The organism is Arthrobacter pigmenti (assembly GCF_011927905.1).
In the GTDB taxonomy this organism is placed as follows: domain Bacteria; phylum Actinomycetota; class Actinomycetes; order Actinomycetales; family Micrococcaceae; genus Arthrobacter_D; species Arthrobacter_D pigmenti.
In genome coordinates this window covers 1,794,723-1,819,406 of the sequence record NZ_JAATJL010000001.1, presented here as the reverse complement: position 1 = coordinate 1,819,406, position 24,684 = coordinate 1,794,723, and the positions used below count along the sequence as shown (strand labels likewise).

Here is a 24,684-nt window from a genome sequence, read left to right as displayed (position 1 = left end):
TGCAGGCATTGCATGCAATGAGTGCACCGCAGGCAGAATCCTGGAACAAGGGTGTCCCCCCGCTACGTTGAAAAGTGCAGCCGAAACAGCCCTGTTGGGGAGGAAAAGTGCAGCGCCGTCACTCGGCGCGGCGGCGGTTCATCCTGCGGGCGAGGTCGACGACGGCGCCGCCGCCCAGCACAATCGAGCCCGCCACCGCGGCGAGCATGAGATAGAGCCAGATCACGCTGCCCACCGCGTTTTGCGGCACGCTGAGCATCTCGAACCACTCCAGTGAACCGCCGACCCAGAAGATCGCCACAGCGAGCAGCACCAGCAGCGCCGGTGCGCAATCCCAGTGCAACACGCGCCGCATTCTTTTCTTGACTGTTTCATCAAACTGTTGCGTCCCCATGGCTCCAGTATTGAACAGCTAGCTGAGCTTTTCCCGCGTGTCGGAAGGCCGTTAGCGAATCGGGATGACACCGTTATGGAGCGGTTACGCGCGCTATGGAACAGGTCACATTCGAGCCTGGCCGGGCGTCCGGAGCGGGCTTTGGCCCCTACCCGATTCAACCTCTTCGAACCACCTCACCGCCACATCCCGGTATGGGGGACGGAAAGCGTAAATGCAGGCCAGCCGGAGGGCCGTCGCGGACGCGTACGCGCGCAAACGTCCCATCGGAACGCCCATGCCGCCCGCCGCATCCAGGATGTAGTGCTTCCCGATCGCGGACGCCGCAGCAGTCATCAAACCCTGGGCAACCCGGAAGTCCAGATGGACCATCAGGTTAGCGAGATCGAGAGCCGGTTCGGCGAGTGCAAGGGTGTCGCAGTCGATCACACCGATCGAGGAGGTGCGGGCGTCGAAGAGAAGCTGTTTGTCGTGCAGATCGCGATGCGCCAGTACCGCAGGCGAGGGATCGTCAGCCAGCGCCCGGGCCACGCGCGCCTGCACACGGCGCAACCTGTCTGCAGGTAGCCCCAGCGCGTCGAAGGACACCGCCTGATCAACCCAGCGGCTCACGGTCTGCGCTTCCGCCCGTGCGTTGTGCGTTGGCATGGAGCCGCCGTCCTGCCCCGGCGGAGTTGCGAACCGTGGCCAGCGCAAAGACCAGAGCTGCCATGCCCGGACCCACAGGTCGGCTGCGTCCAGGCTACTGCGCTGGCCCAAGTCATGCAGGCTCACGCCCGGAACCGCACTGACGGCAACGCTGCTCTCACCGGCAGTAACAACGCGGGGAACCGTCAACCCGCTGTCAGCCAGCTTTACAGCCACCGAGCGGTGCGCAGACGCGACCGCTGCCGCCTTCCCGGGAGCAACAAACTTGGTGTAAAGGCTGTCCGAGCGGACGACCGCCCGCCGCTTGTAACGGTGCACCAACAGGTCGCCTTCCATCGCGGCCGGCGTGAGCCCGCGCAGCACTGGATCCTCGCCGAAGGGGGCAATCCTCGCGAACCCCGCAGCATCGATGGTGCCCGCGCGTATTCGGCCGTTCCCGGTGTCCACGGCCTCGAAGATCAGCCGGCCGCCGTCGCGGGGCCATGCCCGCTGAACGTCCAGCTCAGTCCCGTGCCTGTCCGCCAGGTGTTCTGGAACGTGCATCACCACAGAACCCCTTCGATCATCGCGAGCCGGTTATCCATCTGTTGTCGCCACCCAGGCATGCAGGCACGGAACGGTTCACGCAGGCGGTTCAACAGGAAGAACACCGTCCAGCCCAGCACCTCGGATTCGTTGACCGCATCCGGCCCGGCGCTGTACCCGTCAAGGAGGGCGGCGGTGCGGGGCAGCGCCAGCACATCATCACCTGCTGGGGAGTCTGCCCCGAGTGCCTCCATGGCCGCGAAGCTGCCCAAATCCGATGCAGCGGCTCCGTACGTACAGCGTTCAAAGTCGATCAGCCGTACGTCACTTCCATCCACGAGCACCTGATCGGCGGAGAAATCCCCGTGAATCATCGCTGCGCGGCCCGGCCTGCGCAGCAGCGGCTCCAACGCGCTGCGCACGCGTGTCAATCGGTCTCCGCTCTCGGGTATCAGGGCAGCATTCTCCCGGACGAGTGACATCAGGCGGCCGGCCGGAGCCCGCCACGCGTGCGACTGATGCACGGGAGGCTGCCGGTGCAGGAGCGAGAGCGCTTCGCCGGCGGCATAGGAAGCCGCGCCGGCCTGCGCGGGCTGCACGGTGCTGAGGTCGCCTTCGCCGTACCAGGGCAGGTAGTGGACGTGCTTACCCGTCGGCGTCCCCGCAGCAAGCGCAGATCCGGAAAGCGGAACCAGCAAGGGGACACCGTTCGCGGCAAGCCCGGCGAGCATGTCCGGCGTGGTCCACGGAGCGGCGGCGCTGACCCTGCCCACCAGCGTGCCGCCGTCGGTCCCTCCACGCGTGCCGCGGTCGGTCCAGCCAAAACTGCCACCGCCGTCGGTCCCTCCAAAACCGCCGTCGCCGAACTCAGCTGTGCTGTCAGCGGCGTCGACCGCGAAGACCAGACGGCGGAATGGGTTGTACTTGAGCACCCGCACGGCTGGGGAAGCGAAGTAGTCGCCGAACCCGCGAAAAGGGCGCAGCGCGCCGTACAACCGGGGGTCCAGTGCAATCGGCCCGCTCGCCAGCACACCGCCGTCAATCTCGTATTGCTCCAGCGGAAGCCCATGGGCGCCTGCGCGCCGGAAGGTTTTCTCCAACTTCACCGCCGCGTCCTTGCTGTACGCGGCGAGCCAGCGCACGCCGTCGTCGTCGTGCAGGCGGGCAATCGCCGAGACACCGCGTTTCCAGCGCAGGTGGCCCGCGCGCGCCGGGCGGCCAAGCAGCGAACTGAGGGCATCGGCGTCGAAAAACAGATCGAGAGCCGCCAAACCCGGATCCAGCGGCGTAGTCACACAACTCATTGAACGCTCCCGACCGCGACGCCGGGCGATTCCGGCTGCTCATCCTGCGACTTGCGCTGCTGCTCTATCCAGCGGGCAAAGAGCGGATAGCCCATGAGCTCGTCCGGCGTGCCGTCCAACAGGACACGCCCGTCCTGGAGCCACACCAGCCGGTCGCTTTTCAACGCCACGGACGCTTCATGCGTGATGGTCACTGTGGTGCGTCCGGCCGTGAGGGTGGAGAGGGCTTCGAGCACCTCTGAACGCGCATCATGATCGAGCCCCGTGGTGACCTCGTCGAGGATCACCACAGGCGCATCCCGCAGCAGTGCACGCGCGATCGCGATGCGCTGCCGTTGCCCACCGGAGAGTGTTCCACCGCGTTCACCGACTACGGTTTCGTATCCGTCGGGGAAGGCGGAGATGAATCCGTGTGCCTGGGCCAGCCGGGCGGCCTTCTCGATGTCCTCATCGGAGGCATCGAGGCGCCCGAACCGGATGTTCTCACGCAGCGTTCCCGTGAAGAGCACGGCGTCCTGCAGCACCAGGCTCACGTTCGCGCGCAGTGAGGACAGGGTGATGTCCTTGACGTCGATCCCGTCCAGGCGCACCGAACCGTCCAGAGGATCCATCATGCGCACCAGGAGCGAGACGAGCGTCGACTTCCCCGAACCCGAAGGCCCCACAATCGCGGTGTTGCGGCCCTCCTGCAGGGAGAGGTTGAGCCCGGACAGCACCGGCGGTCCGTCGCCGTAGGATGCGGACACGTTCCGGAACTCGAGTTCACCCCAGACCTTGCCGAGCGGCATCGCGGTGGGGGAGTCTGTGATGTCAACCTTCTCCTCGAGCAGTTCGGCCACCCGTTCGCCCGACGCCGTTGCCCGCGCGATCCTGCCCGTGTACTTCGCGAGGTCCCGCAGCGGCTTCATGGCGGTCTTCAGGTACATGAGGAACAGCACCAGATCACCCGGGGTCATTGCGCCCTGGACAACCCGCCACCCGCCGCCGGCCAGTACGACGGCGGTAGCAACACCGACGATCACATCGGTCCGGCGTTCCAACGCGGCGGCGAGACGGCGTGACTTCACGCCTTCCTTGAGGGTCTTCTGGTTGCTGCTGCCGAACCTGTCGGCGAGCGTACGTTCCAGCCCGTAGGTCTGGACCACGCGGATAGCTCCGAGGCTTTCCTGCGCCGTATTCGCCAGCGAACCCTCGCCCTTGCGGGTTTTACGGGCAGCGATAGTGATCTTGCCGGTGCTGATCCTGGAAAGCAGGACGAACCCGGCACAGGCAACAATCACAACGAGCGCCAGCAGCGGATCCAGCCAGAACATGACACCGGCCATCGCCACGAGCGTGATGCAGTTCGCGAGGAGCGGCATGCCGGCGGTCACGGCGACCTCCTGGAGCCGCCCCACATCGCCCACCAGGCGCTGCACCGTGTCACCGCTGCGGTTCGCCGAGTGGTAGCGCGTGGACAAGGACTGGACGTGGTCAAAAACTTTCCCGCGCAGCTTCGTCGCCACGCGGGAACCCACCAGGGCAAAGGCCAACGTGGCAAAGAAGTTGCAGACCGCACGCATGCCGGTGAAGAACACCAGTGCCGCGCCGCACGCCAGGAGCAGCATCGGCGTGGCAACCGGACCGGTGCCCGCGAAGTCCGCGCCGAGGCTGCGGGTCACCGCATCCACCACGAACTTCACCGGCCACGGCTCCAGTACGCGGAAGGCCACTTCAAACAACAGCACGACGACGCCGCCCGCCATGAGCAGCTTCTGACCATTCAGGTGCGGAGTCAGGATACCGAGGGTCCGCCGTAGGGGAGACACTGTGGCGCTCATAGTTTCACTCCGTCCACGATGCGTTCCAGGACGCTGTCCCAGCTGTGGCTCCCGGTGGCCATCCCGCGAGCCGCGGAGGACATAGCGGCCCTGGCCACCGGTGCTGCAGCGAGTTCGTCGATGGCCGCAGCCAGCGCCCGCGGATCCGAGGGCTCAACCAGGAGCCCGGTGACGCCATCGTCAATAATCTGCGGCACCTGGCCCACACGGGACGCAACCACCGGCAGGCCCGCCGCACAGTACTCGTAAATCTTCAACGGGGAGAAGTACTGGTCATTGGCGTCCTGCGTCCTGGGGTAAGGTGCGGCGGCGATGGCGCATCCGGCCAGCGCCTCGGGAATGGACTCGGGCGGAACGGCGCCCGTGAACTCGACATCCGCACCGACCTTCGCCGCCAGGCTGCGCAATTCCTCACCCTGGGGACCATCTCCAACCACCCGCACTGTCCAGTCTCCCGATCCCGCGGCCTGCGCCTCGATGAGGGTTTCCACACCGTGCCAGGGTTTGAGGGTGCCGACGAACGCGACCACCGGCGTACCGGGTGCTTCCGCGGCCGGCCGGATCCGGCGCACGTTCACGCCGTTGGCGACCGTGCGGACGCAGTCGTGGTGCCGTACGTCAACGCGGTCACGAACCCAGCGTGCCACCGGGTCGGAAACGCATACCGTGCGTACCGCTGCTCCCACCTGAACCTGGAGTGCGTCCTGGGCTGCTGCTTCGTCATGGAGCGTGCGGTGAATGCGCTGCTCATCGATCAGTGGCGCGTTGACCTCCAGGAAGCCGGGGACGTCCAACGCGGCAGTAACCCTCGCCAGCCCGTCGCTGAACAGGGAGTAGCGCTCGTAGACTGCCGCGGCGCCGTCGCCGATGATCCGGTCCGCGAGCTCGCCGGCGGCCTTGGCCTGCGAGCGCTCGCGTTCGGCGCCCTTCCCCGTAACGGGTGCACTGACCACCGGGACGTCCCTGAGATCGGCGGGAACTTCGCCGCCCTTGCGGGTGCAGTAGATTGTCACCTCGAAACCACGGCTCCGCCAGGCACGGACAATTTCCTGTACATGGACGGATGCTCCCTTGCTGCCGAAGACCGGCACTCCGGGGTCCACGCAGAGGTAGGCGAGGCGCTTCACGGCGTCACCGGCTCGAGTTCGGGTGCCTTCGGGAAGACTCCCTCGCGGAGCGTCCGCAGGTGCGCGGACTGCACACGGGAGTCGAAGTTCCGCTCGATGAGCCGGCGTGCAGCGTGCGCCGTGCCGGTCCTGTCGAAGCCGGGGGAGGCGACCGTGCGTAGCGCCCGCACGAGGTCGCCGACGCTACCCGCACGGACAAGCTGTCCGGTGCTTACGCCGTCGTCGTCTGTGAGCAGGACCTCCGGGATGCCGGTGACGTCGGACCCGATGCAGGGCACTCCCATCGCCATGGCTTCCAGCAGCACCGTCGGGAGTCCGTCCGCGTTGCCGTCCGCGCCGATCACGCAGGGAGCCGCGAAGACGTCCGCCCAGCGCAGGAGCTCGATGACCTCACTCTGGGTGCGTGGGCCGAGGAGGTGCACGTGCCCGGTCAGACCGTTGGCGCTGATCTGCGCAGTCAGGTCTTCGGCGAGTTCGCCGCCGCCCGCAATACGCAGATCCACTTCAAGCCCCGATTCCGCAAGCAGCCGAACGGCTTCGATCAGCAGCCCGAACCCCTTCTTCTCAACAAGCCGCCCGACTGCCGCCACACGGAACGGCGAATGGAGCGGCGTCGGAGTCTCGAACGGGAAGCGGTCCAGTTCCAGCCCGTTGTAAATGCGGTGAATGGTTCCCGCTGCCGAGGGAGCCAGCTCTGAAAGGTAACGAAGGTTGAAGTCGCTCACCGTGACCGTGTGATGTGCCTCCTTCAGCAGGCGTACCAGCGCTTGATGGTCCACCAGTTCGTGGTAGATGTCCTTGGCGTGCGCGGTGAAGGAGAACGGAACGCCGGACAGGGCTGAGGCGATGCTGGCGGTGCGCGCGGCGATCGACCCGAAGTGCGCGTGCAGGTGCGTGATGCCACGTTCCACCACGCGGGTTGCGAGCTCGATGCCCTGGTGCACCTCGGAGGCTTCGGCGTCGGCAATTTCCGGCAGGAGCGCGGCGAAGCGCTGGGCGAAGTCCGGGATTACGCGGTGTGCGGCGGAGATGATCGGCCAACCCTCGGAAAGCTTCTGCGGACGTGCTACGTAAGTGACCGGTGCCTGCACCCGCCCAAGCTCCGGGTGGAACCGCGGATCCACCGGCGGGCGCAGGGAGAAAATCTCCAGCTCTTCCCCGGCGGCTTCACGCGCGAGGATCTCGGTGACAATGAACGTCTCGGAAAAGCGCGGGTAGATTTTCAGGACGTACCCGATCCGCGCGGGACTAGCCGGCTGCATGATGCTGCCAATCCGTAGAGTTGTGCGTGATGGCGCCGGGCGCTGTGAGGAGTTCGTCCGCGAACCGGGAGGCGGAGGCCAGCCCGTCGAGCTTCACACCGGTCCGCTGCACCTGCGTGCCGGCCACGTCACCAAGCCACGTAGAGAGAGCATTCGGGGTGAATTGGTCCGGATGGCAGAAGTCCAGCAACTGGTGCCGCGCAAGTGAGCGGGCCCGGATAAGCTGCTCCCTGCGGGGATGCACCCTGGGGACGATGAGCGCCGGCGTGGTGGTACTCATGATCTCGCACACGGTGTTGTAACCGCCCATGGCGACGACGGCGGCCGCGTCCCGGATTTCCGAGAGGGCGTCCCGCACAGACCCAAGCACTTCGGTGCCGGGCTGGGCAGCCGCTTCGATCTGCGCGCGGTGCGCCTTGGGCATCTGCGGGCCGGTGATGATGAGATGTTCGTGACCTGCCGGGACAGCTGCGCGGGCCGCGGTCAACAGGACGTCAAGGCCGTCCGAGCCTCCGCCTGCCATGGTCACCACATAGGGGACGCCGGTGCTGCTGGTACGACGCCGGACCGGACGGCCCGCGGATAAGTACCCGGTATGCCGCACGAGGTGCGTAAGTTCGGGCGGGATCTCACCGGTGTGCACCGGATTGTGGACCTCGGGATCACCGTAGACCCATAACTCGTCGAAGTCGTCGCGCACCTGGTTGAGGTCCAGGGCGTCCCATTCCTTGCGTGCTGTGGCCGGACGGTCGAGAACTTCGCGGAGGCCGAGGACAACCCGGCAGCCAGGACGCTTCCGGCGCAGGCGGTCCAACCCGTCGGCGAGTTCGTGGTCCACACCGAACGGATGCCGGTCGATGACAACTAGGTGGGGACGGAAGTCTTCGAGTACCGCCCCGATCAGCGAGGACCTCAGCTTGATGAGCTTCTTCTGTTTGATGGCGAGGTTTCGCGGGAGGTAGCCGTCTGTGCCCTTGGTGATCCCGGGCACCACAACCCAGTCCCAACCCTCGGGCGGGTCAAACCGGGTGGCCCCTGCAACTCCGGTGACCAACACCCCGCTGACCTCTCGGCCGGATTCCTTGAGACCGTTGGTGAGGGCGTGGGCCAGAGCGAGGTTACGCCGTGTGTGGCCCAGGCCCTGCGAATCGTGCGAGTACAGAATGACGCGCAGTGTGCGGCGTTTTTCCCGTGCCATGATCGGCCCCAACTTTCCCCGCAGCGTGGTGTGTGCCGCAGGGTTCCCATTTAGCCAGCCCGCTATGAGATGTTGGTGAGCCGTTCATGAGAGAGCTCTCATGGACTGAGGTACTACAGTGCTGAGCCCTGACGTGCTTCGTAGGAAAGGCAGTCCGCGAGGTCAGCGCCTGAGCCGATCTTCACATCGTGCTTCTGGCACATCAGGTGGCTGTTGTGAACGCACTCGTTGCGCTGACAGGCGCCCACGTGAGCAAGCACCATGGGCAATCCACCGGTTTCGGAAGTGTCGATGAACGTGGCGCAGGAAGCGTGCTCAGGGCTGCCGCTGACCGTGATGGCGTAGGCGGTGCAGCCGTCGTGGTTGAAGGCGCAATTGTGGACGGTGCAGTCGGATACTTCGGTGATTTCCGTGGTCATGATTCCTCCATCATTACGGCGTTCTCGAAACTGCTTTTATCCGTGCTTGTCCTTCAACGGTACTGCTGTGCGCGGCCTTTTTCAGCAGTTCAATAGCGCATGATAACTGCGCGTAAATCAGCGGTTTCCGCGGGCGAAATGCTCGTACTCAGCGCCGGTCAGCGCTGCCGCCGGATGTGGCCCAGCGGCGATCAGCGCCGGCGTCCATTCGGGCCGCCAACGGGTCGTGGCGGCGAGGACAATGTTGCCCGAGTGCCGCCCGCTGAACATGCCCACCTCGCCCAGCGCGGCGACGTCGTACCCGGTGTCCTGGAGCATCCGCGCCTGTTCGCGGGCAAATGTGAATGGAGGATCGTCACCGACATTGACCAGCACCACACCCTGCGCAGCAACCACAGAGGTCAACAGGTGGTAAAACTCGGGAGTGGCCAGCTCAGTGGCGCCGTCCGCGCCGGAGAAAACATCGAGGACGACGGCGTCGAAGGCACCGGGATCGGCGGAAGCGAGGGTGTCGCGGGCGTCCTCGATCAGCAGCGAGCACCGGGTGCCCTCCGGGAGCGGTAGGTGTTCGAGGACGAAACCGAGGAGTTCCCGCTCGCGCTCGACCGCAACCTGTTCGGAGCCGGGCCGCGTGGCCTGCACATACCGTGGAAGGGTCAGCGCTCCAGCGCCGAGGTGAAGAACACGGATGGGCTCGGCGGCCGGTCTGAAGACGTCCAGGACGTTCGCGATCCGCCGCAGGTACTCGTAGAACACGTGCCCGGGGTCCGCCAGGTCCACGTGGGACTGCTGCGCCCCTCCGATGCTCAGGATGAACGCGCCGTCGTTGAAGGCGTCGCGGTCAATCTCCGCATGCGCTCCGGCGTTCCTGAGGAAACGCGTCGGAACGCTCACAGGTGTTGGCGGAGGGTGGAGAGGCGTTCGGCAGCTTCGGCGAGCACGTCATCTTTCTTGCAGAATGCGAACCGCAGGAGGGAACGGGTGCGCCGGGCCCCTTCCTCGTGGCAGAACACGGGAACGGGTATCGCAGCGACTCCGACGAGTTTGGGCAGGCGGCGGGCCAGCTCGGTGGCGTCGGTGACCCCGAGCGGCGCGGCGTCAACCACGGTGAAGTAGGTCCCCTGCGGGGTGTAGACCTCGAACCCGGCCGCTTGCAGCCCCGGATTGAGCAAATCGCGTTTGCGCTGCAGGTTTTCGGCGATACCGCGGTAGAACTCATCATCGAGTCCAAGGCCGGCCGCCACCGCACCCTGGAAGGGTGTGCCGGAACTGTAGCTGAGGAAGGATTTCACTGTTCGGACGGACTCGACCAGGTGCGCCGGGCCGGTCAACCAGCCGATCTTCCAGCCGGTCACCGAGAACGTCTTGCCGGCCGAGGAAATGGTGATGGTGCGATCCCAGGCACCCGGCAGCGTCGCGACAGGAATGTGCCGCGCGCCGAACGTCAGGTGTTCATAGACCTCGTCGGTGACGATGATCGCACCGTGCCGTTCGGCTACTTCTACAATGCGCGCCAGGACCTCGCGGGAGAACACAGTGCCCATCGGATTGTGCGGGTTATTGACCACGATCACCCGGGTGCGTTCATTCACTGCGCGTTCCAGGGCTGCCAGGTCCGGCTGGAAGTCCGGCGCCAGCAGCGGGACGGTGGTGTGGCGGGCGCCGCTCAACCCGATGATGGCGCCGTAGGAATCGTAGAACGGCTCAAAGGTGAGCACCTCATCACCTGGGCCGGCCAGGGAGAGGATGGACGCCGCGATGGCCTCGGTGGCACCGGTGGACACGACCACTTCACGTTCCGGATCCACGTTCAGGCCGTAGAAGCGCTCCTGGTGGGCAGCGATTGCCTCACGCAGGACCGGCAACCCCCGTCCGGGTGCGTACTGGTTCATCCCTGATGCAATGTTTGTGCGGGCAAGGTCGAGGATGAGATCCGGGCCATCTTCATCGGGGTAGCCCTGGCCGAGGTTGATGGCCTCGTGCGTGGCTGCGAGCGCAGTGATCTCTTCGAAGATGACGGTTCCCAGTTGCCCGTCAGCGGAGAGGAGGTTCGCACCGCGCGCAGTGCGCTGCCAGGGGGAGAGGTGGGCGTTCATGTCCTCCAGTATGTCGAACGCCTCCCCGGGTGCACCAAAACGCATCCCTGGCGGACACGTTTGGTTCACAAGCCCGGTATTTAGGCCGGGTACGCGATAGATTCGACGTATGCGCCGCGCCGTCTGCCCTGGATCCTTTGACCCCATCCACAATGGTCACCTGGAGATCATCGCGCGCGCGGCCAGCCTCTTCGACGAGGTGATTGTTGCTGTCTCCACCAACTACGCCAAGAAATACCGCTTCTCCATTGAGGACCGGTTGGACATCGCTAACGAAACGCTCACGTACCTGCGCGGTGTCTCCGTTATTCCCATGGGCGACGGACTGCTTGCGGAGTTCTGCCGTGAGCACGGCGCCAACCTCATCGTCAAGGGACTGCGCTCCAGCCAGGATTTCGACTACGAATTGCCCATGGCCGCGATGAACCGCCAGCTCACCGGCGTCGAAACCGTGTTCATTCCGGCTGAGGCGAGCTATTCGCATCTCTCCTCAACCCTGCTGAAGGAAGTGTCAGCACTCGGCGGCGACATCTCGCAGTTCGTTCCCAAGGCTGTACTGAAGCGGCTCAAGGAGAAAGACGACTAAGGCGACTATGACCCTGTGACCGTCGTAGAATCGAGTCTCAATGCCAGTCGAGGATTAGGGGCGCATCGTGGGCAAGAGCCGGATCAAACCCGAAGACCCGTTCCCTGAGGACCTGAACCAACTCAAGGACAGTCAGGTGGAAGTCCTGAACAGCAAGGTCCACCGCCAACTTGAGGTCGAGTACGTCGAGGACGGCGAACCGGACCCCGAGACTGAGCAGCGGCATGAAGAACTCGACGAGGAACTCGATGACCGGGACCTCATGTCCGAGGCTGCGGGTGCTCATGCCGCCGAGCAGGGCAAAGCGGCTCCAGCGCTATAAACCTGATTACCAGCTGACTTCTCAGCGAAGGTAGAGGCTGACCTCCGTCGACTTCACGCTGAAGAAAACTTCCATCCCGGGCAGCAGATCCAGCTCCGCCGCTGCGGCAGTGGTGATTTCGGCGCTCAGGTGTCCGGCGCGCACCGTTGTTCGGCCGCCGTGCGGTTCCAGATCGGTAATTGTCACCGGGAGCACATTGCGTGGGCTACCTGTTGGGTGGTCCCGATGCACAGCGACTGCCCGTGGACTGAAAATCGCTGCCGCCTCTTCTCCCTCCGGCAACGGCGGCTCGGTCAACGCTGCCAGGTGGACGCCGTCGGGTGCCGTGAGTCCATCCGCCACTGTTTGTCCGGTCACGAGGTTCAGTCCCGCAAGTCCCGCCGCGAAGCTGCTCCTCGGTTCCTCGAGCACCGTGCGGGTAGGCCCATCCTCCACAATCCGCCCGTTGTCGATGACCACCACCCGGTCTGCGAGCAGGAGGGCGTCCACGATGTCGTGGGTGACGATCACCGCGCTGCGCCCTTTGAGAACGCGGCGAAGGGTCCGCCGCAGCAGTGGCGCCACTGAAATGTCCAGGGCGGACAACGGTTCATCGAGCAGCAGGAGATCGGGTTCCGTGGCAAGGGCACGCGCAACGGCCACGCGCTGCGCCTGGCCCCCGGACAGGCTTACCGGGCGGCGGTCCGCGAGGTCGAGGGCCTCCACCTCACCCAGCCAGCGCCGTGCCGAATCCCTTGCCACGGCGCGGGACGCACCGGCGCAGCGGGGGCCGAACGCAACGTTTTCCAGGACCGACAGGTGCGGAAACAAGAGCGCGTCCTGGGCAAGGAGCGCCACCCCGCGCGCGTGCGGCGGGACCCATTCCCGACTGGAGAAGAGGACGTGGCCGCCCAGGGTGGCAGCGCCGTCGTCGGGCTTGATCAGGCCTGAGAGGACGCCGAGCAGGGTCGACTTCCCCGCGCCGTTGGGTCCCATGACGGCCACCGTTTCGCCTGGGGCCAGAGCGAACCGGACGTCGAAGTTGCGCGCGGGAACACGTGCTGCGAGTTCGAGGGTCATTGCGGACGTCCGTCCTGTACCCGGTGCGCGAGGCCGACCACCAGGACGGCCACGGCGACAAGGACGAGGGAAAGCGCGACGGCGGCGTCGGCGTCGGTCTCTCGCTGAAGGTAGATTTCCAGGGGCAGGGTGCGCGTCACGCCCTGGAGGCTTCCGGCGAAGGTGAGTGTCGCGCCGAACTCGCCGAGGGCGCGGGCGAAGGACAACACAGCCCCCGAGACGATGCCCGGGAGGACCAGCGGGAGGCTGACGCGGCGCAGCACGGTGGTGGGGCGCGCGCCAAGTGTCGCGGCGACGGCCTCATACCGTGTGCCGGCAGTTCGGAGCGCACCCTCCAGGCTCAGGACCAGGAACGGCAGCGCCACGAAGGTCTGCGCCAGCACGACGGCGGTGGTCGAGAACGCGATATCCACCCCGAGCATGGTCAGCGACTCTCCAAGGAGGCCCTGCCTGCCGAAGGTGTACAGCAGTGCGATGCCGCCAACTACCGGCGGGAGGACCAGCGGGAGCAGAACGAGCGCACGCAGCACCCGTTGGCCGCGGAAGCTGGTTCTCGCCAGGGCAAACGCCATCGGAACCCCGAACACAATGCATGCCAGCGTGCTCGCGGCGGACGTCTGCAAGCTGAGCAGGAGCGCGGCCCGCGAGGAGTCCGTGGTGATCAGGGCACCGAACTGAGCCCAGTCGACCCGGAGGACGATCGCCAGCAGTGGGATGATCACAAACAGTGCGCCGACACCCGCCACCGCGAGGACCCAGCGGGGGACACCCGTGGGGGCGTGGCCCGACATCACGGTTTCGCGAACCCGGCCTGCGTGAGGATCTCCTGTCCTTCCGCGCCCGTCACCAGATCAATGAACGCCTCAGCGAGTTCCTGATTACCGCCCTCCACCGCGGAGATCGGGTAGACATTCACGGCTTCGGCTGACTCCTCGAATTCGATGCCTTCCACTGCGTCACCGGCAGCGGCGACATCTGTCACATAGACCAAACCGGCGTCCGCCTGCCCGGAGGTTACCTTGCCCAGAACATCGGTAACCGAGGATTCCTCGCTGACCGCCGGGATGTCCGTTCCGGATGCTTCCTCCACCGTCACAGTGGCAGAGCCACACGGCACCTGTGGCGCGCAGACCACCACATCCAGCGCAGGGTCTGCCAGGTCCACCAGCCCGGTGATGCCGGCCGGATTTCCGGCCGGGACCGCGATCATGAGCGTGTTGGTGGCGAAATCCACGGGTGCGCCCGCTACGAGGCCGGCGTCGGTCAACTTGTCCATATTCGCCGTATTGGCCGATGCGAAGACATCGGCAGGGGCGCCGGCTGTGATCTGCGTGACCAGGTCGGAGGAACCGGCGAAGCTGAGCTGCACCGTGGCGTTTGGATTCCGGTCCTCGAACTCATCAGCTATTGCGGTGAACGTGTCCTTCAGGGAGGCGGCCGCGAACACCGTGACGGTGCCGCTCAGTCCCTCCGCCGCCGTCGTGCTGTTGTCTTCGCTCGCGGGCTGAGTGCCGCAGCCGGCAAGGACAACCAGGGCCGCAGCGCCCGTGATCACTCGGGTACGCACGTTCATCTCAGAACTTCCCTTCGGGGGTTTGGACAATAACCGTTGTGGCCTTGATGACCGCCACCGCGACGCTGCCGGGAGTGATACCAAGGTCGCGCACCGCTTCGCTGCTCATGAGGGAGACCACGCGGTGCGGTCCGCACTGGAGCTCGACCTGGGCCATAACCTTGTCCGTTATTACATTGGTCACCAGGCCCACGAACCGGTTGCGCGCGGAGGTGTCGGCGCCCGAGGGGTCGGTGGGCAGGATGGCGCGTTCGCGGGCAAGGCGCGCCAGCTCGAGTCCGTCCACCACCGTCACACCGGAGGCACGCTCGGCGGTCAGGGTGCCGTCTTCGATCCAGCGCCGCACGGTATCGGCGCTCACGCCGAGGAACTGCGCTGCATCGCGTACACGTATTTGCGTCATAACGAGAAGCATAATGCAGCATCTGCGGCTATCTGCGTTCGTTACGTGCGCATTCTCGTTACGCGCGCATAAGTTCAGATCTGGTTCGCACAGACCGGCCGCAGCGCCCCTCCGGCCAGACCGGCTACTTCCTCGACAAACCGGGGAAGCCAGCCGAAGAGCCCGAGTTCCGGATCCGAGGCCGCCATGATCAGCCGTGCCTCGGAGCACTGGCCGATGTGCTGGTAGGAGCGCAGCATGTGGTACCGCGAGGTCACCACCAGTACCGTGTCCCAGCGGTGCTCGTCCGCAAGGCGGGCAACAGCGCGCGCTTCACCGCGGGTGGTGAGTGGTTCGGGCCGGAAGCAGATGATGCGTTCGGACTTTCTGCTGTTGCATACCCGATCCATGTCCACGTTGCCGGGGGTGTCCGTGTGCGAGAGCACCAGAACCGGCGCCCATCCGTCCTCCACCAGCCCGCGGCCCACCGGATAACGCTCCGTGCTCGCGCCACCCAGGACCACCACAGCATCCGCGCGCTGCAACTCAGACAGCGGAGGGTTGTAGAACAGTGCGTAGGAGGTCAGAAGCCACAACACCAGTACGACGACGGCGGCAACGGCGGCCTTGAGCGCGGCGCCTTTCCTGGTCAATACTGGAGTTGATCGTGAATGCACGCCCTCCACACTACGGGGCGGATGGCGTGCGTTCGTTCCGTTGTGCACCGGCAACAGGGCTCGCCGGCGCCGTACCCGGTTTGGGATGGGCGTTTGTTTCGGGCTAAGATGATTCGTCGGTCATATGTTCTACAGGAGTTCCCATTAAGAGCGATCTCAGTTCGCCCCTGATCTTCAGTGTCAGGGACCTCGGGCGCAGCCCGGGAAGCATGCGGACAGTCGAAGAACATGTGCCCGCACCGAAGGATTTTGGTGTGGCGCTCATCGGCGTTCAGGAAGGTTCCGAGATGGAACTGGACCTGAGGTTCGAAGCTGTACATGAGGGAATCCTGGTATCCGGGACCGTGGACGTCGAAGTTAAGGGCGAATGCGGTCGGTGCCTGGATCCTCTTCGTTATGGCAGTAGCGTCGATGTGCAGGAACTCTTCTACTACGACAACCAGGAGTTGGCGGAGGATGAAGAGGAGGACGCGCTGCGCGTGGTCGAGAATGACACAGTCAATCTCGAACCGGTGCTGCGGGATGCGGTAGTGACAACGCTGCCGTTCCAGCCGGTGTGCCGGGAGGATTGCCAGGGTTTGTGCGCCGAATGTGGTGTGCGGCTGGAGGATAATCCGGGCCACCAGCATGAAGTCCTCGATCCCCGCTGGGCTTCACTGGCAGGGCTGACCGGCACGGCCGCTGACCCACAGGCGGCGAAACCAGAAGCAAAGACAGTGTTAGACGAGAGAGAAGAGAGTTAGCCGTGGCTGTTCCCAAGCGGAAGATGTCCCGCTCGAATACGCGTGCACGCCGGTCCCAGTGGAAGGCTGTTGCCCCGAAGCTGGTGAAGACGGTGGAGAACGGTCGCGTCACCTACAGCCTTTCCCACCAGGCAAAGGTTGTTACCGACTCCGCAGGCACCGAGCTGTTCCTTGAGTACAAGGGCCGCAAGGTAGCCGACGTCTAAGTGCTGCCCGGACACCGCGAGGCGGTATCCGCAGCATCAAAACGCGTAAGCGTCGCTAGCGTGGAAAATTCAGAAGACCTTTTGAAGCGTCTCGGCGTCACTATCGACGCCGAGACGCTTCGTCTTGCCCTGACGCACCGCTCCTACGCGTACGAACAGGGCGGCATCCCCACCAACGAACGCCTGGAGTTCCTTGGCGATGCCGTCCTCGGCCTTTCGGTAACGGACGCACTGTACCGCGACAACCCGACCCTCTCCGAGGGTGAACTGGCGAAGCGGCGTTCCGCCGTTGTCAGCACGCGGGCGCTGGCCGGAGTTGCGCGCGGCATTGGTCTCGGCAAGCACATCCTGCTTGGCCAGGGTGAGAAGCTCACCAACGGCTGGGACAAGTCCTCCATCCTTGCGGACACCATGGAAGCCATTATCGGAGCCACGTATGTGAGCAACGGTATGGAGACCGCACGCTGCCTTGTGATGCGTATTATCGGACCGGTCCTTGAGGACGCAGCCGCCCTCGGCGCCGGAACGGACTGGAAGACCAGCATCCAGGAAATCGCCGCTGCGGAGCGGATGGGTGTCATTGATTACCGGGTGACCGGGTTTGGCCCGGACCATGACCGCCGTTTCGAGGCTGTCCTGGTGATCGGCGGGACCACCTACGGTTCCGGTGGTGGACGGTCCAAGAAGGAAGCCGAGCAGGAAGCGGCCGCTGCCTCCTGGAAACTGCTGCGCGAGGCAGATGGCAGCAAGACAATCCCGCAGCCGGTGCTCGCCGATCAGCCGGCTGACTCCCGTTAACGCTCCCTGAGAACCGGACGCGCCCGAACATGCCTGAACTACCCGAAGTAGAGGTGGTGCGCCGCGGGCTTGCGCGGTGGGTACGCGGCCGCACCATCGAAGCGGTCGAGATCCTTGACCCCCGATCCATCCGACGCCATGCCCTCGGGGCCGAGGACTTCCGCGGGAACCTCGTGGGAGCAACCGTCACTGATACGGTGCGCCGTGGCAAGTTCCTCTGGATGCCCCTGGCGGACACAAAGCACGACGACGGCGCCAGCCGGCTTGCGCCGTCGTCGTACTTACCTGCCGCACGGCTGGAATCCGAGGCCGGCGGGATAGTCCACACCGCACCACGGGTGGCGTTGATGGCGCACCTGGGGATGAGCGGACAGCTGCTGGTTGAGGATGAGGACCAGCCGGACGAGAAACACCTGAAGGTGCGGCTGCGGCTGTCCCAGGACGGTGACCATTTGCCGGCGGAACTGCGGTTCGTTGACCAGCGCATCTTCGGCGGGCTCTTCGTGACCGGTATGGTGGCCACCGCTGACGGCATGCCGGGTGGGCTGGGGGAGGATCCTGAGGCGCTCGTGCCCGTGGAAGCCTCTCACATTGCGCGGGATCCGCTTGATCCGGCGTTCTCCTTTGAGGAATTCTTCTCCAGGCTGCGCGCGCGCCGGACGGGCCTTAAGCGGGCGCTCCTCGACCAGTCCCTCATATCGGGCATCGGGAACATCTATGCCGACGAAGCTCTATGGGCGGCCAGGCTCCATTTCGCGCGTGCAACCGATACCGTGCGGCGTCCGGAGGTTACCCGGCTCCTCACCGCCTGCCGCGACGTCATGGAACGCGCACTCGAGGCCGGTGGAACGAGCTTCGACTCGCTGTACGTGAACGTCAACGGTGCCTCGGGGTACTTCGAGCGATCGCTCAACGCCTATGGACGGGAACACCTGCCGTGTCTTCGATGTGCGGAAGCGGGTTTGGACTCCCGTGTGCGGAGGGACACCTTCATGAACCGCTCCTCCTACACGTGTCCGCGCTGCCAGCCGAGGCCGCGTAACGGCCGTTGGTGACGCCTCGACGTGACAAAACTAAGTACGCTGACTAGATTCGACATCTGAGGAACCCGACAGGTCAGGAGTATCGCCATGAAGAACAAACTGGTTTTTGCAGCAGGAATGGCCGCAGGCTATGTGCTGGGCGCGCGTGCCGGCCGTGCGAGCTATGAGCAGATCAAGGTGAAGGCGCAGGAACTCTGGAACAACCCGAAGGTCCAGGAAACTGTCACAGAGGCAACCGAGGCAGTGAAGGCCAAGGCGCCGGAAGTGCAGGCGCAGGCTGAGCAGGCGGTGAAGAAGGCGCAGGACGCAGTGCATCGCTCGGGTAACCGTTCGGGCGACGATGAGAAGCCCAAGGACGCTACCGACCAGTACAAAATCTAGTCGATGGGCATATATCAGTAGTTCTCCGTAAAAGCCCGCCATGGCGTGGGTTTGTGATCGAAACGTGACAATTCAACGAATCGTATGTAACGTTAAGGCCACGCCGGGTTTCTAAAGCCCGGCTTCCTTCTGGCGGATTGCCTAATCCTGTCGCCGTCGGAAGGTCCGTTCGCTACACATCCGGCAGGAGCGGGGGAACCAGATAGCGGGCTTCGTTTTTCCGAAGTCCTAGGGGTTAAGACGCGCATAAGTTCGCAGTACGCGTCCGGGTGGCTCCCATCCGAATCCGACAGCTAACTCCGCAGGCACTGGGAGAGGCCCTTCGTTGTCCAAAAACCGCCATATTGCGCGTCACCGCGCCACCCCGCCCAGCACGATGCAGATCGTCTCGAAGGCAGTCAGCACGCACGCCGGCACCGTCGGACGTCCTGCGGCTGTTGTCGTAGCAGCATCGGGCATCATGTTCGGCGCAGCGCTACCGGCCAGCGCCGGAACCACCTACAGCTCGACCTCAGGTGCAGTTCAGTCCGCTGACGCCGCCGTCCAGGTCTCCGCCCCGGCCGCTGCCCCTGCCGCGCCGGTCACCGCGCAGACCGTATCGGCGCCGGCTCCGGCTCCGGTCACGAATGCTCCGACCCACACCGTGCGTTCCGGTGACACCCTTGGTGCCATCGCAGCGAACTACGGCGTGAGCCTGGATGCCATCTTCGCGGCCAACGGGCTCGGCTGGAACTCGATCATCTACCCGGGTCAGGTCATCAGCCTGTCGGGCAGCGCCGCTGCGGCGCCTGCTCCGGCCTCACCCGCCCCGCAGGTGCAGGTTGCACCGGCTCCTGTTGCTCCGGCTCCCGTTGCTCCGGCTCCGGCTGAGACCAGCACCATGGGCATAACAACGGCGTCCTCCAACATCGAGGTTGCCTCCTACTCGGCCGCTCCTGCTTCCTCTTCGGTTGCTGGAACCATCGCTGCAGCAGCGCAGGGTCAGCTTGGAGCGATCCAGGACTGCACCCGGCTGGTATCGAACGCCCTCGCGGCGGCCGGTATCAACTTCCATGACTGGCCCGCCGGCTACCTGTCCCTCGGCAGCACGGTGAGCGCCAGCCAGGCGATGCCGGGCGACCTGATCTACTACGCCGATGGTGGCATGGGTGCAGCCCACATCGCCGTGTACATCGGTAACGGCCAGGCCGTCCACGGTGGCTTCAACGGCAACCAGACCGTAGTTGCGCCGGCTCAGCTTGGTTCGGGTCCGGTGTTCATCCGGGTCAACGGCTAACGTCAGCATCAGCACAGGGAGGACCGGTTCGCCGGTCCTCCTTTTGCGTTCCTGGACGGTGCCTACGCCCGCCCGCCATAGTGGGCGGCGAGCCGGGCGAATCCCTCGTCCAGTGAAACCGCCGGCGTCCAATCCAGCAGCTCCCTGGTCTGCCGCTGGTCGAACCAGTGTGCGGTCGAAAGCTGTTCGGCGAGGAACCGGGTCATAGGCGGTTCGCCATCCGCGTTCGAACCACGCCACAGGGTTTCGACGGCGGTGCCCGCCGCACGTCCAAGCCACGCCGGAACGGACATCCGCGGCGCGGGCGCACCACCTGCTGCGCAGATCCGGGCCAGCAGCTCACCAATCGGCCGGGGTTCGCCGTTGGTCACCACAAGCGGTCTCCCGTGAACCCGTTCGATGTGATCGTGGGCAGCGACGATCGCGGACGCTGCGTTGTCCACATACGTGGTGTCCACGAGAGCGGTCCCGCCTCCCAGCAGCGGCAACCTGCCGGCCCGCGCCCGGGACAGCACGCGTTCGACTAGCTGCGTGTCGCCCGGTCCCCAGACGATATGGGGGCGAATGGCCGTGACCGGCATGGCGTCGTCGTCGTTCGCCAGGACCAGTTGCTCGGCCTTCGCCTTGGTACGGGCGTAATCCCCGCGGGCGCGCGTCGGGTCAGCGGGTTCTGCACCGGCTCCGATGATCGAATGGCCCAGATGCGCCACCGACGGTGAAGACACATACACAAACCGCCCAGCACCCGCGAAGTGCGCCGCTTCAAGCAGGTCATGGGTCCCGGCGACGTTCACGCGTTCAAACTCGGCAGGGTCGCCACTGAAGGACACCTTCGCCGCACAATGGATCACGGAGTCCACGCCCTCAACGGCACGCTTCACCGCCTGCGGGTCACCCAGCGAACCGGCCACGTCCTCCACGCCGGTAATTCCCGATGCACGGCGCTGAAAGGTACGCACCGACTCACCACGGCTGCGCAGCAGGCGGGCAACGGCGCCGCCGAGCATTCCGCTTGCACCCGTTACCAGGAGCGTCATGGGCGCCGCTTCCGGCGTCCCTCGAGCACCTGCCCGGCCCAGGCCGCGACCTTCGTCCGGTCGATTTTCGCGTTGTGGCGCACGTCCGTCGGCAGCTCGGGCAGAGTCAGCACTGCAGCGATCTCCACACCAGTTGAATGTCCCGCCTGACGGACGGCAGCAGACAGGCTTTCCGTCGCCAGAGACCCAGCGCGCGTCGTTGAGGCGGGTACGACGACGGCGACAACCGCCTGGGTTCCGGCTGGCCCCACGCCGACGACGGCCGCCTGCCCCACTCCTTCCGTGCACTCGATAGCCTGCTCGGCGCCGACGGGAGTAACCGCCCCTGCCGCCGTGGGAATGATGTGGGCGAGGCGCCCTTCAACCCACAGCCGACCGTCGGCGTCCAGATGGCCAACGTCCCCGGTACGGTGCCAGCCCGAGGTGCGCGAGGACTCACGCTCGGTGATCCAGAGCCGGTGGTAGCGGTCCTTGACGTGCGCGGCGCGGACGAGGATCTCCCCGGTAATGCCCGCCGTCGTCGTCGGCTTACCGCTCGCGGAGCCGGTGCCGTCGAGCGGGCTGATCGCCACCTCCGCACCCGGCACGGGTGTGCCCACGCAGACTCCGTTGCCCGATCCGGCTACCGAACTGTTCGTCGCAGCGAGGATACCTTCAAGGTCGATGTCGGTCACAGGAAGGGCTTCGGTCATGCCATACGGGGTGTGCAGGGTTGCTTTGGGCACCAGGGGCTGGAGGGCTTCGAGCAGAGTTGTGGGCACCGGCGCTCCGGCCGAGAGCAGGGTTTTCACGGCGCCCAGTGCCTCAGCGCCCCGTGGAGTGATGCTGTCGGCGGTTTCCAGGACGTTGCGCAGCGCAGCCGGAGATGCGAATACCACCGTGGCGTCGATCGCGGATACGGCGTCGGCGAGGGCGCGCGCGGAGAGCGTCCGGGGAGCGGTGACGTCCATCGCGGGCGTCACCGATGAGGCGCCGAGCGCCGGACCAAGCAGTGCGAAAGGCGCGAAGCCTGCGACCAGGGCGCTTCCGGGCCTAAGGTCCAGTGTGTTGGCGAGCGTATCCCGCATCGCCGAGAGCTGGCGGTGGGTGTAGACAACGCCCTTGGCAGGGCCGGTGGAGCCGGACGTGAAAAGGATGGCGGCGTCGGCGTCCGGTTCGATCCTGGGATCGTTGAACACCGCGTCGGCGGAGGCGAGTTCCTCCAGGCTGTGCTGCACGCCCAAAGCGCGTGAACGGACCGTAGACAGGGCTCCCACGCTGATGCGGGTACCCGGCCAGCCGAAGAGCCGGGCTGCTACCAGCGCCCGGTCAATCCCAACGAGGAACTCCGGCACAGCGCCGCGCACCGCGCGGCTGAGACCCTTCGCTCCCAGTCCGGCGTCCGCAACAACGATAACGGCGCCCAACCGCAGGCAGGCATAAATCAGGACCGTCAGCTCAACACCGGGCGGAACCATGAGGCTGATCCTGCTGCCCGGTCGGACCCCGATGCCCTGCAGCGCGCCCGCCAGTGCGGTGATACGGGCGTCGAGCTCCCGCCAGGACAGCGAACGTGCCACGGAACCGTCCTCGTCCATGTCCGCCACGGCCAGCGACTCGGTGCCGGCGCGCTCCTGAACCTGCTGCCAGAGCGGAGTGAACGTGTCGCTCGAGACCCGGGACGCGTCGTCGTCGTTCTTCCGCCCGAGCCAGTTGAAGATCGGTGTGGCGATGTCGCGATCCTCGGCGACCAGGTGGCTCGCACCCTCGAAGCGATGTACGTCTGCGTGGGGGAGCCGGCGGGTGAGGTCCTCGAGATACGTGTCGGAGAAGATCGGGTCGCCCGGGCCCCAGAGCATCAAGACGGGTACATCCAGGGAACGGATGTCCTCCGCGATCCCCGTGAGGGTGGCGAAGCTCGGGTGGCTCGCGTCGACAGGGATATCAGCGACGAACTGTGCAATACCCTGCCGCCTGGAGGCGCGCAGGTATGGCGCGCGGTACGCAGTACGCACGTCCGGGGCCAACCGCGGGCGTGCGAGCGCGAGCGTGGTGTCGAGGAAGGCTGTAGTCCCGGCGGTGCCCGCGCGGTGCACGGCGCCGTTCAGGGCGAGCCGCAGCGGGGCCGGGATCGGCAAGTTCGGATCCTGGGAAATGGCGGTGTTGGTCAGGATCGCGGCCTGGAGGTTTTCGCGGTTGCGGCTGGCGTAGCCGAGGCTGACGACGCCGCCCCAGTCATGTCCCAGCGTCACAAGGGGGCCGCTGAGACTCAGCGCTGCGGTGAAGTTTTCGAGATCCTGAACGCGGTCTGCGAGCTTTCGGGGGCGTCCGGTCCGTTCCGAGTAGCCCATCTCGAGCTGATCCACCGCGACAACCCGCCATCCCTGCCGCGCGCCGGCCGCGAGGACGCTTCGCCAGAGGTAGGACCACGTGGGGTTGCCGTGGACGCACAGCAGCGTTCCGTGTTGAACCCCCTCGAGGGACGGCAGGTTGTCCAGGTGATGCCATCGGTTAACTGTGCCCGCGGGGTCGACACCGGCTGTGGAGGGCACGTCGAGATAGGCCGACCACCGGGGGTCGACGCCGGGGAGTTCTACCACTCAATCTCCAGCATTGCGGTGTTTAAACCCGATCCCACGCCCATGCACAGCACCCGGTCGCCCGGGTTCAGTGTCTGGGATTCGGTTGCCAGGGTCATCGGAAGGGAAGCGGGGCCAACGTTGCCCCAGTGCGGGAACGTCTGTGGGACCTTCTTCGGGTCCAGATTCACGGCCTCGATGATCGCTTTGGTGTGAGTGGTGCTCACCTGGTGCGTAATGTACCGGTCCATGTCCGCCCAATCCCACTGCTGCTGTGCCTCAGCCCACGCGGCCGACACGAGTTCCAGACCACCGTCAAGGAGGCCCTGGGCGTCCGTGTACATGCCGTCGATCCCGCCGACGCAGAGCTCGTGGTGTTGGGTTCCGGCACGGGCCACTCCGCCAAGCATGCGGTGGGAACCGGGATGGATATCCGCTGGTCCGACGATTGCGGCGGCGGCGCCTGAACCGAGGGTGAGGGTAGCGAACTCCTGCATGAACCCCTCACGGGTGTCTACGGTCTCGTTCAGCCGGCGAAGTGTGGCTTCCTGGGTGGCCTGGGAATCCTCGCCGTTGACCACCATGGCGTACTGGATCTGACCGGCCTCGATCATATTGGCCGCCAGCATCATGCCGTTGACGAATCCGAGGCACGCGTTGGTCACGTCGAAGTTCATGGCCGACGACGGCAGGCCGAGCCCGTGGTGAATCTTCACGGCAACCGATGGCTCAAGGTTGCTTCGCGAAACGGACGTATTGATCAGCAGGCCGATCTGCGATGCTTCGATGCCGGTGGAGGCCAGCGCCTTGGCACCCGCTTCGATGGCGCCGTCCTCAAATCCGGTGCCCGGAGCCCACCAGCGCCGCTCGGTGATTCCGGCCACACGCTGCAGCAGGCCCTTGGAAAGCCGTAAACGTTTCAGGGCCGGCGCGAGGAGACGATCGAATTCTGCGGAGGTGACTATGACCGGAGCCTCAACACTTTCCACGCCGAGCAGGGCGGTGTTGTGGTGTCGGAAGTTGAAATTACCGGTCAAATTTCCTGCCCTTAGTCCGCTGGTACCCGCGGATTTGCCCGCTGGCTCGCTGTTCACCGCACCGGAACCGATAGCGCTTAGCCGGCGTTTGATGCCAATCTGCAATTGGTAAGCACACTTCGGTTACTAACGATCCTGAGGAAAGCCTAGTTCCTCCAGCAGATAACGGCACGTTGGGCGTCTCAATCCTCGCCCCCAAAACCGGCCGCAATA

Annotated in this window: 26 protein-coding genes and 1 riboswitch; of the genes, 7 read left to right on the top strand and 19 right to left on the bottom strand. The window is 65.4% G+C overall.

What is annotated here, in order from left to right:
- Positions 1-118: 118 nt before the first annotated feature.
- The 10 genes from BJ994_RS08370 to BJ994_RS08325 all read right to left on the bottom strand — a co-directional run bounded on the left by BJ994_RS08370 (position 119) and on the right by BJ994_RS08325 (position 10,793).
- Positions 119-346 carry a hypothetical protein gene (locus BJ994_RS08370; protein WP_167993276.1) on the bottom strand — a complete coding sequence of 76 codons (228 nt, stop codon included), beginning with the start codon at positions 344-346 and terminating at the stop codon, positions 119-121.
- Positions 347-499: 153 nt separating this feature from the next.
- Positions 500-1,585, bottom strand: coding sequence for a phosphotransferase (locus BJ994_RS08365; RefSeq protein ID WP_245192492.1), 1,086 nt, complete (start codon positions 1,583-1,585; stop codon positions 500-502).
- Complete coding sequence (locus BJ994_RS18400; RefSeq protein WP_209066715.1) at positions 1,585-2,862, bottom strand: phosphotransferase; 1,278 nt, start codon at positions 2,860-2,862, stop codon at positions 1,585-1,587. Before BJ994_RS18400 ends, BJ994_RS08365 begins: the two co-directional genes overlap by 1 nt.
- Before the next feature lie 5 nt (positions 2,863-2,867).
- On the bottom strand, positions 2,868-4,691 hold the full coding sequence (locus tag BJ994_RS08355; RefSeq protein WP_167993269.1) for an ABC transporter ATP-binding protein: 1,824 nt from the start codon (positions 4,689-4,691) through the stop codon (positions 2,868-2,870).
- Complete coding sequence (locus BJ994_RS08350) at positions 4,688-5,818, bottom strand: glycosyltransferase (RefSeq protein WP_167993267.1); 1,131 nt, start codon at positions 5,816-5,818, stop codon at positions 4,688-4,690. The genes BJ994_RS08355 and BJ994_RS08350 overlap by 4 nt, the downstream gene beginning before the upstream one ends.
- Positions 5,815-7,080: a glycosyltransferase gene (locus tag BJ994_RS08345; RefSeq protein ID WP_167993265.1), complete on the bottom strand. Its 1,266-nt coding sequence runs from the start codon at positions 7,078-7,080 to the stop codon at positions 5,815-5,817. Before BJ994_RS08345 ends, BJ994_RS08350 begins: the two co-directional genes overlap by 4 nt.
- Complete coding sequence (locus tag BJ994_RS08340) at positions 7,067-8,278, bottom strand: glycosyltransferase family protein (protein WP_167993263.1); 1,212 nt, start codon at positions 8,276-8,278, stop codon at positions 7,067-7,069. Before BJ994_RS08340 ends, BJ994_RS08345 begins: the two co-directional genes overlap by 14 nt.
- Before the next feature lie 113 nt (positions 8,279-8,391).
- Positions 8,392-8,697 carry a DUF1540 domain-containing protein gene (locus tag BJ994_RS08335; protein WP_167993261.1) on the bottom strand — a complete coding sequence of 102 codons (306 nt, stop codon included), beginning with the start codon at positions 8,695-8,697 and terminating at the stop codon, positions 8,392-8,394.
- Positions 8,698-8,814: 117 nt separating this feature from the next.
- Positions 8,815-9,591 (bottom strand): fused MFS/spermidine synthase, encoded by a 777-nt coding sequence (locus tag BJ994_RS08330; protein WP_167993259.1) that lies wholly within the window; start codon positions 9,589-9,591, stop codon positions 8,815-8,817.
- A complete protein-coding gene (locus BJ994_RS08325; protein ID WP_167993257.1) occupies positions 9,588-10,793 on the bottom strand; it encodes an aminotransferase class I/II-fold pyridoxal phosphate-dependent enzyme in 1,206 nt (401 codons plus the stop codon). Before BJ994_RS08325 ends, BJ994_RS08330 begins: the two co-directional genes overlap by 4 nt.
- Before the next feature lie 109 nt (positions 10,794-10,902).
- On the opposite strand from BJ994_RS08325, the gene coaD reads away from it, so the two are divergent.
- Positions 10,903-11,379: a pantetheine-phosphate adenylyltransferase gene (gene coaD / locus BJ994_RS08320; RefSeq protein WP_167993255.1), complete on the top strand. Its 477-nt coding sequence runs from the start codon at positions 10,903-10,905 to the stop codon at positions 11,377-11,379.
- A 37-nt stretch (positions 11,380-11,416) separates the two neighbouring features.
- Here coaD and BJ994_RS08315 read toward each other — a convergent pair whose 3' ends face one another.
- Genes BJ994_RS08315 through BJ994_RS08290 form a run of 6 tightly spaced genes read right to left on the bottom strand, consistent with a single transcriptional unit; the run spans position 11,417 to position 15,392 of the window.
- Complete coding sequence (locus tag BJ994_RS08315) at positions 11,417-11,665, bottom strand: hypothetical protein (RefSeq protein ID WP_167993253.1); 249 nt, start codon at positions 11,663-11,665, stop codon at positions 11,417-11,419.
- A 57-nt stretch (positions 11,666-11,722) separates the two neighbouring features.
- Complete coding sequence (locus BJ994_RS08310) at positions 11,723-12,760, bottom strand: sulfate/molybdate ABC transporter ATP-binding protein (RefSeq protein ID WP_167993251.1); 1,038 nt, start codon at positions 12,758-12,760, stop codon at positions 11,723-11,725.
- Complete coding sequence (locus tag BJ994_RS08305; protein WP_167993250.1) at positions 12,757-13,551, bottom strand: ABC transporter permease; 795 nt, start codon at positions 13,549-13,551, stop codon at positions 12,757-12,759. Before BJ994_RS08305 ends, BJ994_RS08310 begins: the two co-directional genes overlap by 4 nt.
- Positions 13,551-14,333 carry a molybdate ABC transporter substrate-binding protein gene (modA, locus tag BJ994_RS08300; protein ID WP_167993249.1) on the bottom strand — a complete coding sequence of 261 codons (783 nt, stop codon included), beginning with the start codon at positions 14,331-14,333 and terminating at the stop codon, positions 13,551-13,553. The genes BJ994_RS08305 and modA overlap by 1 nt, the downstream gene beginning before the upstream one ends.
- Before the next feature lies 1 nt (position 14,334).
- Positions 14,335-14,814 (bottom strand): TOBE domain-containing protein, encoded by a 480-nt coding sequence (locus BJ994_RS08295; RefSeq protein ID WP_280801348.1) that lies wholly within the window; start codon positions 14,812-14,814, stop codon positions 14,335-14,337.
- Complete coding sequence (locus BJ994_RS08290) at positions 14,811-15,392, bottom strand: ElyC/SanA/YdcF family protein (RefSeq protein WP_209066705.1); 582 nt, start codon at positions 15,390-15,392, stop codon at positions 14,811-14,813. The genes BJ994_RS08295 and BJ994_RS08290 overlap by 4 nt, the downstream gene beginning before the upstream one ends.
- A gap of 209 nt (positions 15,393-15,601) precedes the next feature.
- Between BJ994_RS08290 and BJ994_RS08285 the strand changes: the two genes are divergently transcribed.
- The 6 genes from BJ994_RS08285 (at position 15,602) to BJ994_RS08260 (ending at position 19,839) form a co-directional block, all read left to right on the top strand.
- Complete coding sequence (locus BJ994_RS08285; protein ID WP_425339374.1) at positions 15,602-16,135, top strand: YceD family protein; 534 nt, start codon at positions 15,602-15,604, stop codon at positions 16,133-16,135.
- Between the two features lie 2 nt (positions 16,136-16,137).
- A complete protein-coding gene (gene rpmF, locus BJ994_RS08280) occupies positions 16,138-16,341 on the top strand; it encodes a 50S ribosomal protein L32 (protein WP_167993247.1) in 204 nt (67 codons plus the stop codon).
- A 60-nt stretch (positions 16,342-16,401) separates the two neighbouring features.
- A complete protein-coding gene (gene rnc, locus BJ994_RS08275; RefSeq protein ID WP_167993246.1) occupies positions 16,402-17,139 on the top strand; it encodes a ribonuclease III in 738 nt (245 codons plus the stop codon).
- Positions 17,140-17,168: 29 nt separating this feature from the next.
- Positions 17,169-18,194, top strand: a complete 1,026-nt coding sequence (gene mutM / locus BJ994_RS08270) for a bifunctional DNA-formamidopyrimidine glycosylase/DNA-(apurinic or apyrimidinic site) lyase (protein WP_167993245.1) — start codon at positions 17,169-17,171, stop codon at positions 18,192-18,194.
- A 75-nt stretch (positions 18,195-18,269) separates the two neighbouring features.
- Positions 18,270-18,563, top strand: coding sequence for a YtxH domain-containing protein (locus BJ994_RS08265; protein WP_167993244.1), 294 nt, complete (start codon positions 18,270-18,272; stop codon positions 18,561-18,563).
- Positions 18,564-18,723: 160 nt separating this feature from the next.
- Positions 18,724-18,885: riboswitch (cyclic di-AMP (ydaO/yuaA leader) on the top strand.
- Between the two features lie 3 nt (positions 18,886-18,888).
- Positions 18,889-19,839: a LysM peptidoglycan-binding domain-containing protein gene (locus tag BJ994_RS08260; RefSeq protein ID WP_245192270.1), complete on the top strand. Its 951-nt coding sequence runs from the start codon at positions 18,889-18,891 to the stop codon at positions 19,837-19,839.
- A gap of 62 nt (positions 19,840-19,901) precedes the next feature.
- On the opposite strand, the gene BJ994_RS08255 is transcribed toward BJ994_RS08260, so the two are convergent.
- From BJ994_RS08255 to BJ994_RS08245, 3 genes are read right to left on the bottom strand one after another with little or no spacing between them, the layout of a single operon-like run.
- Positions 19,902-20,876, bottom strand: coding sequence for an NAD-dependent epimerase/dehydratase family protein (locus tag BJ994_RS08255; RefSeq protein WP_167993243.1), 975 nt, complete (start codon positions 20,874-20,876; stop codon positions 19,902-19,904).
- A complete protein-coding gene (locus BJ994_RS08250) occupies positions 20,873-23,455 on the bottom strand; it encodes an alpha/beta fold hydrolase (RefSeq protein WP_167993241.1) in 2,583 nt (860 codons plus the stop codon). The genes BJ994_RS08255 and BJ994_RS08250 overlap by 4 nt, the downstream gene beginning before the upstream one ends.
- Positions 23,449-24,471 (bottom strand): 3-oxoacyl-ACP synthase III, encoded by a 1,023-nt coding sequence (locus BJ994_RS08245; RefSeq protein WP_167995932.1) that lies wholly within the window; start codon positions 24,469-24,471, stop codon positions 23,449-23,451. Before BJ994_RS08245 ends, BJ994_RS08250 begins: the two co-directional genes overlap by 7 nt.
- Positions 24,472-24,684: the final 213 nt, after the last annotated feature.

Excerpts from the sequence above, each read along its gene's own strand:
- modA (WP_167993249.1), bottom strand. The coding sequence starts at position 14,333 with ATGAACGTGCGTACCCGAGTGATCACGGGCGCTGCGGCCCTGGTTGTC.
- mutM (WP_167993245.1), top strand. The coding sequence starts at position 17,169 with ATGCCTGAACTACCCGAAGTAGAGGTGGTGCGCCGCGGGCTTGCGCGG.
- BJ994_RS08335 (WP_167993261.1), bottom strand. The coding sequence starts at position 8,697 with ATGACCACGGAAATCACCGAAGTATCCGACTGCACCGTCCACAATTGC.
- BJ994_RS08365 (WP_245192492.1), bottom strand. The coding sequence starts at position 1,585 with ATGCACGTTCCAGAACACCTGGCGGACAGGCACGGGACTGAGCTGGAC.
- BJ994_RS08340 (WP_167993263.1), bottom strand. The coding sequence starts at position 8,278 with ATGGCACGGGAAAAACGCCGCACACTGCGCGTCATTCTGTACTCGCAC.
- BJ994_RS08355 (WP_167993269.1), bottom strand. The coding sequence starts at position 4,691 with ATGAGCGCCACAGTGTCTCCCCTACGGCGGACCCTCGGTATCCTGACT.
- coaD (WP_167993255.1), top strand. The coding sequence starts at position 10,903 with ATGCGCCGCGCCGTCTGCCCTGGATCCTTTGACCCCATCCACAATGGT.
- BJ994_RS08315 (WP_167993253.1), bottom strand. The coding sequence starts at position 11,665 with ATGAGCACCCGCAGCCTCGGACATGAGGTCCCGGTCATCGAGTTCCTC.
- BJ994_RS08265 (WP_167993244.1), top strand. The coding sequence starts at position 18,270 with ATGAAGAACAAACTGGTTTTTGCAGCAGGAATGGCCGCAGGCTATGTG.
- BJ994_RS08305 (WP_167993250.1), bottom strand. The coding sequence starts at position 13,551 with ATGTCGGGCCACGCCCCCACGGGTGTCCCCCGCTGGGTCCTCGCGGTG.
- BJ994_RS08325 (WP_167993257.1), bottom strand. The coding sequence starts at position 10,793 with ATGAACGCCCACCTCTCCCCCTGGCAGCGCACTGCGCGCGGTGCGAAC.
- BJ994_RS08285 (WP_425339374.1), top strand. The coding sequence starts at position 15,602 with ATGCGGACAGTCGAAGAACATGTGCCCGCACCGAAGGATTTTGGTGTG.
- BJ994_RS08255 (WP_167993243.1), bottom strand. The coding sequence starts at position 20,876 with ATGACGCTCCTGGTAACGGGTGCAAGCGGAATGCTCGGCGGCGCCGTT.
- BJ994_RS08345 (WP_167993265.1), bottom strand. The coding sequence starts at position 7,080 with ATGCAGCCGGCTAGTCCCGCGCGGATCGGGTACGTCCTGAAAATCTAC.
- BJ994_RS08310 (WP_167993251.1), bottom strand. The coding sequence starts at position 12,760 with ATGACCCTCGAACTCGCAGCACGTGTTCCCGCGCGCAACTTCGACGTC.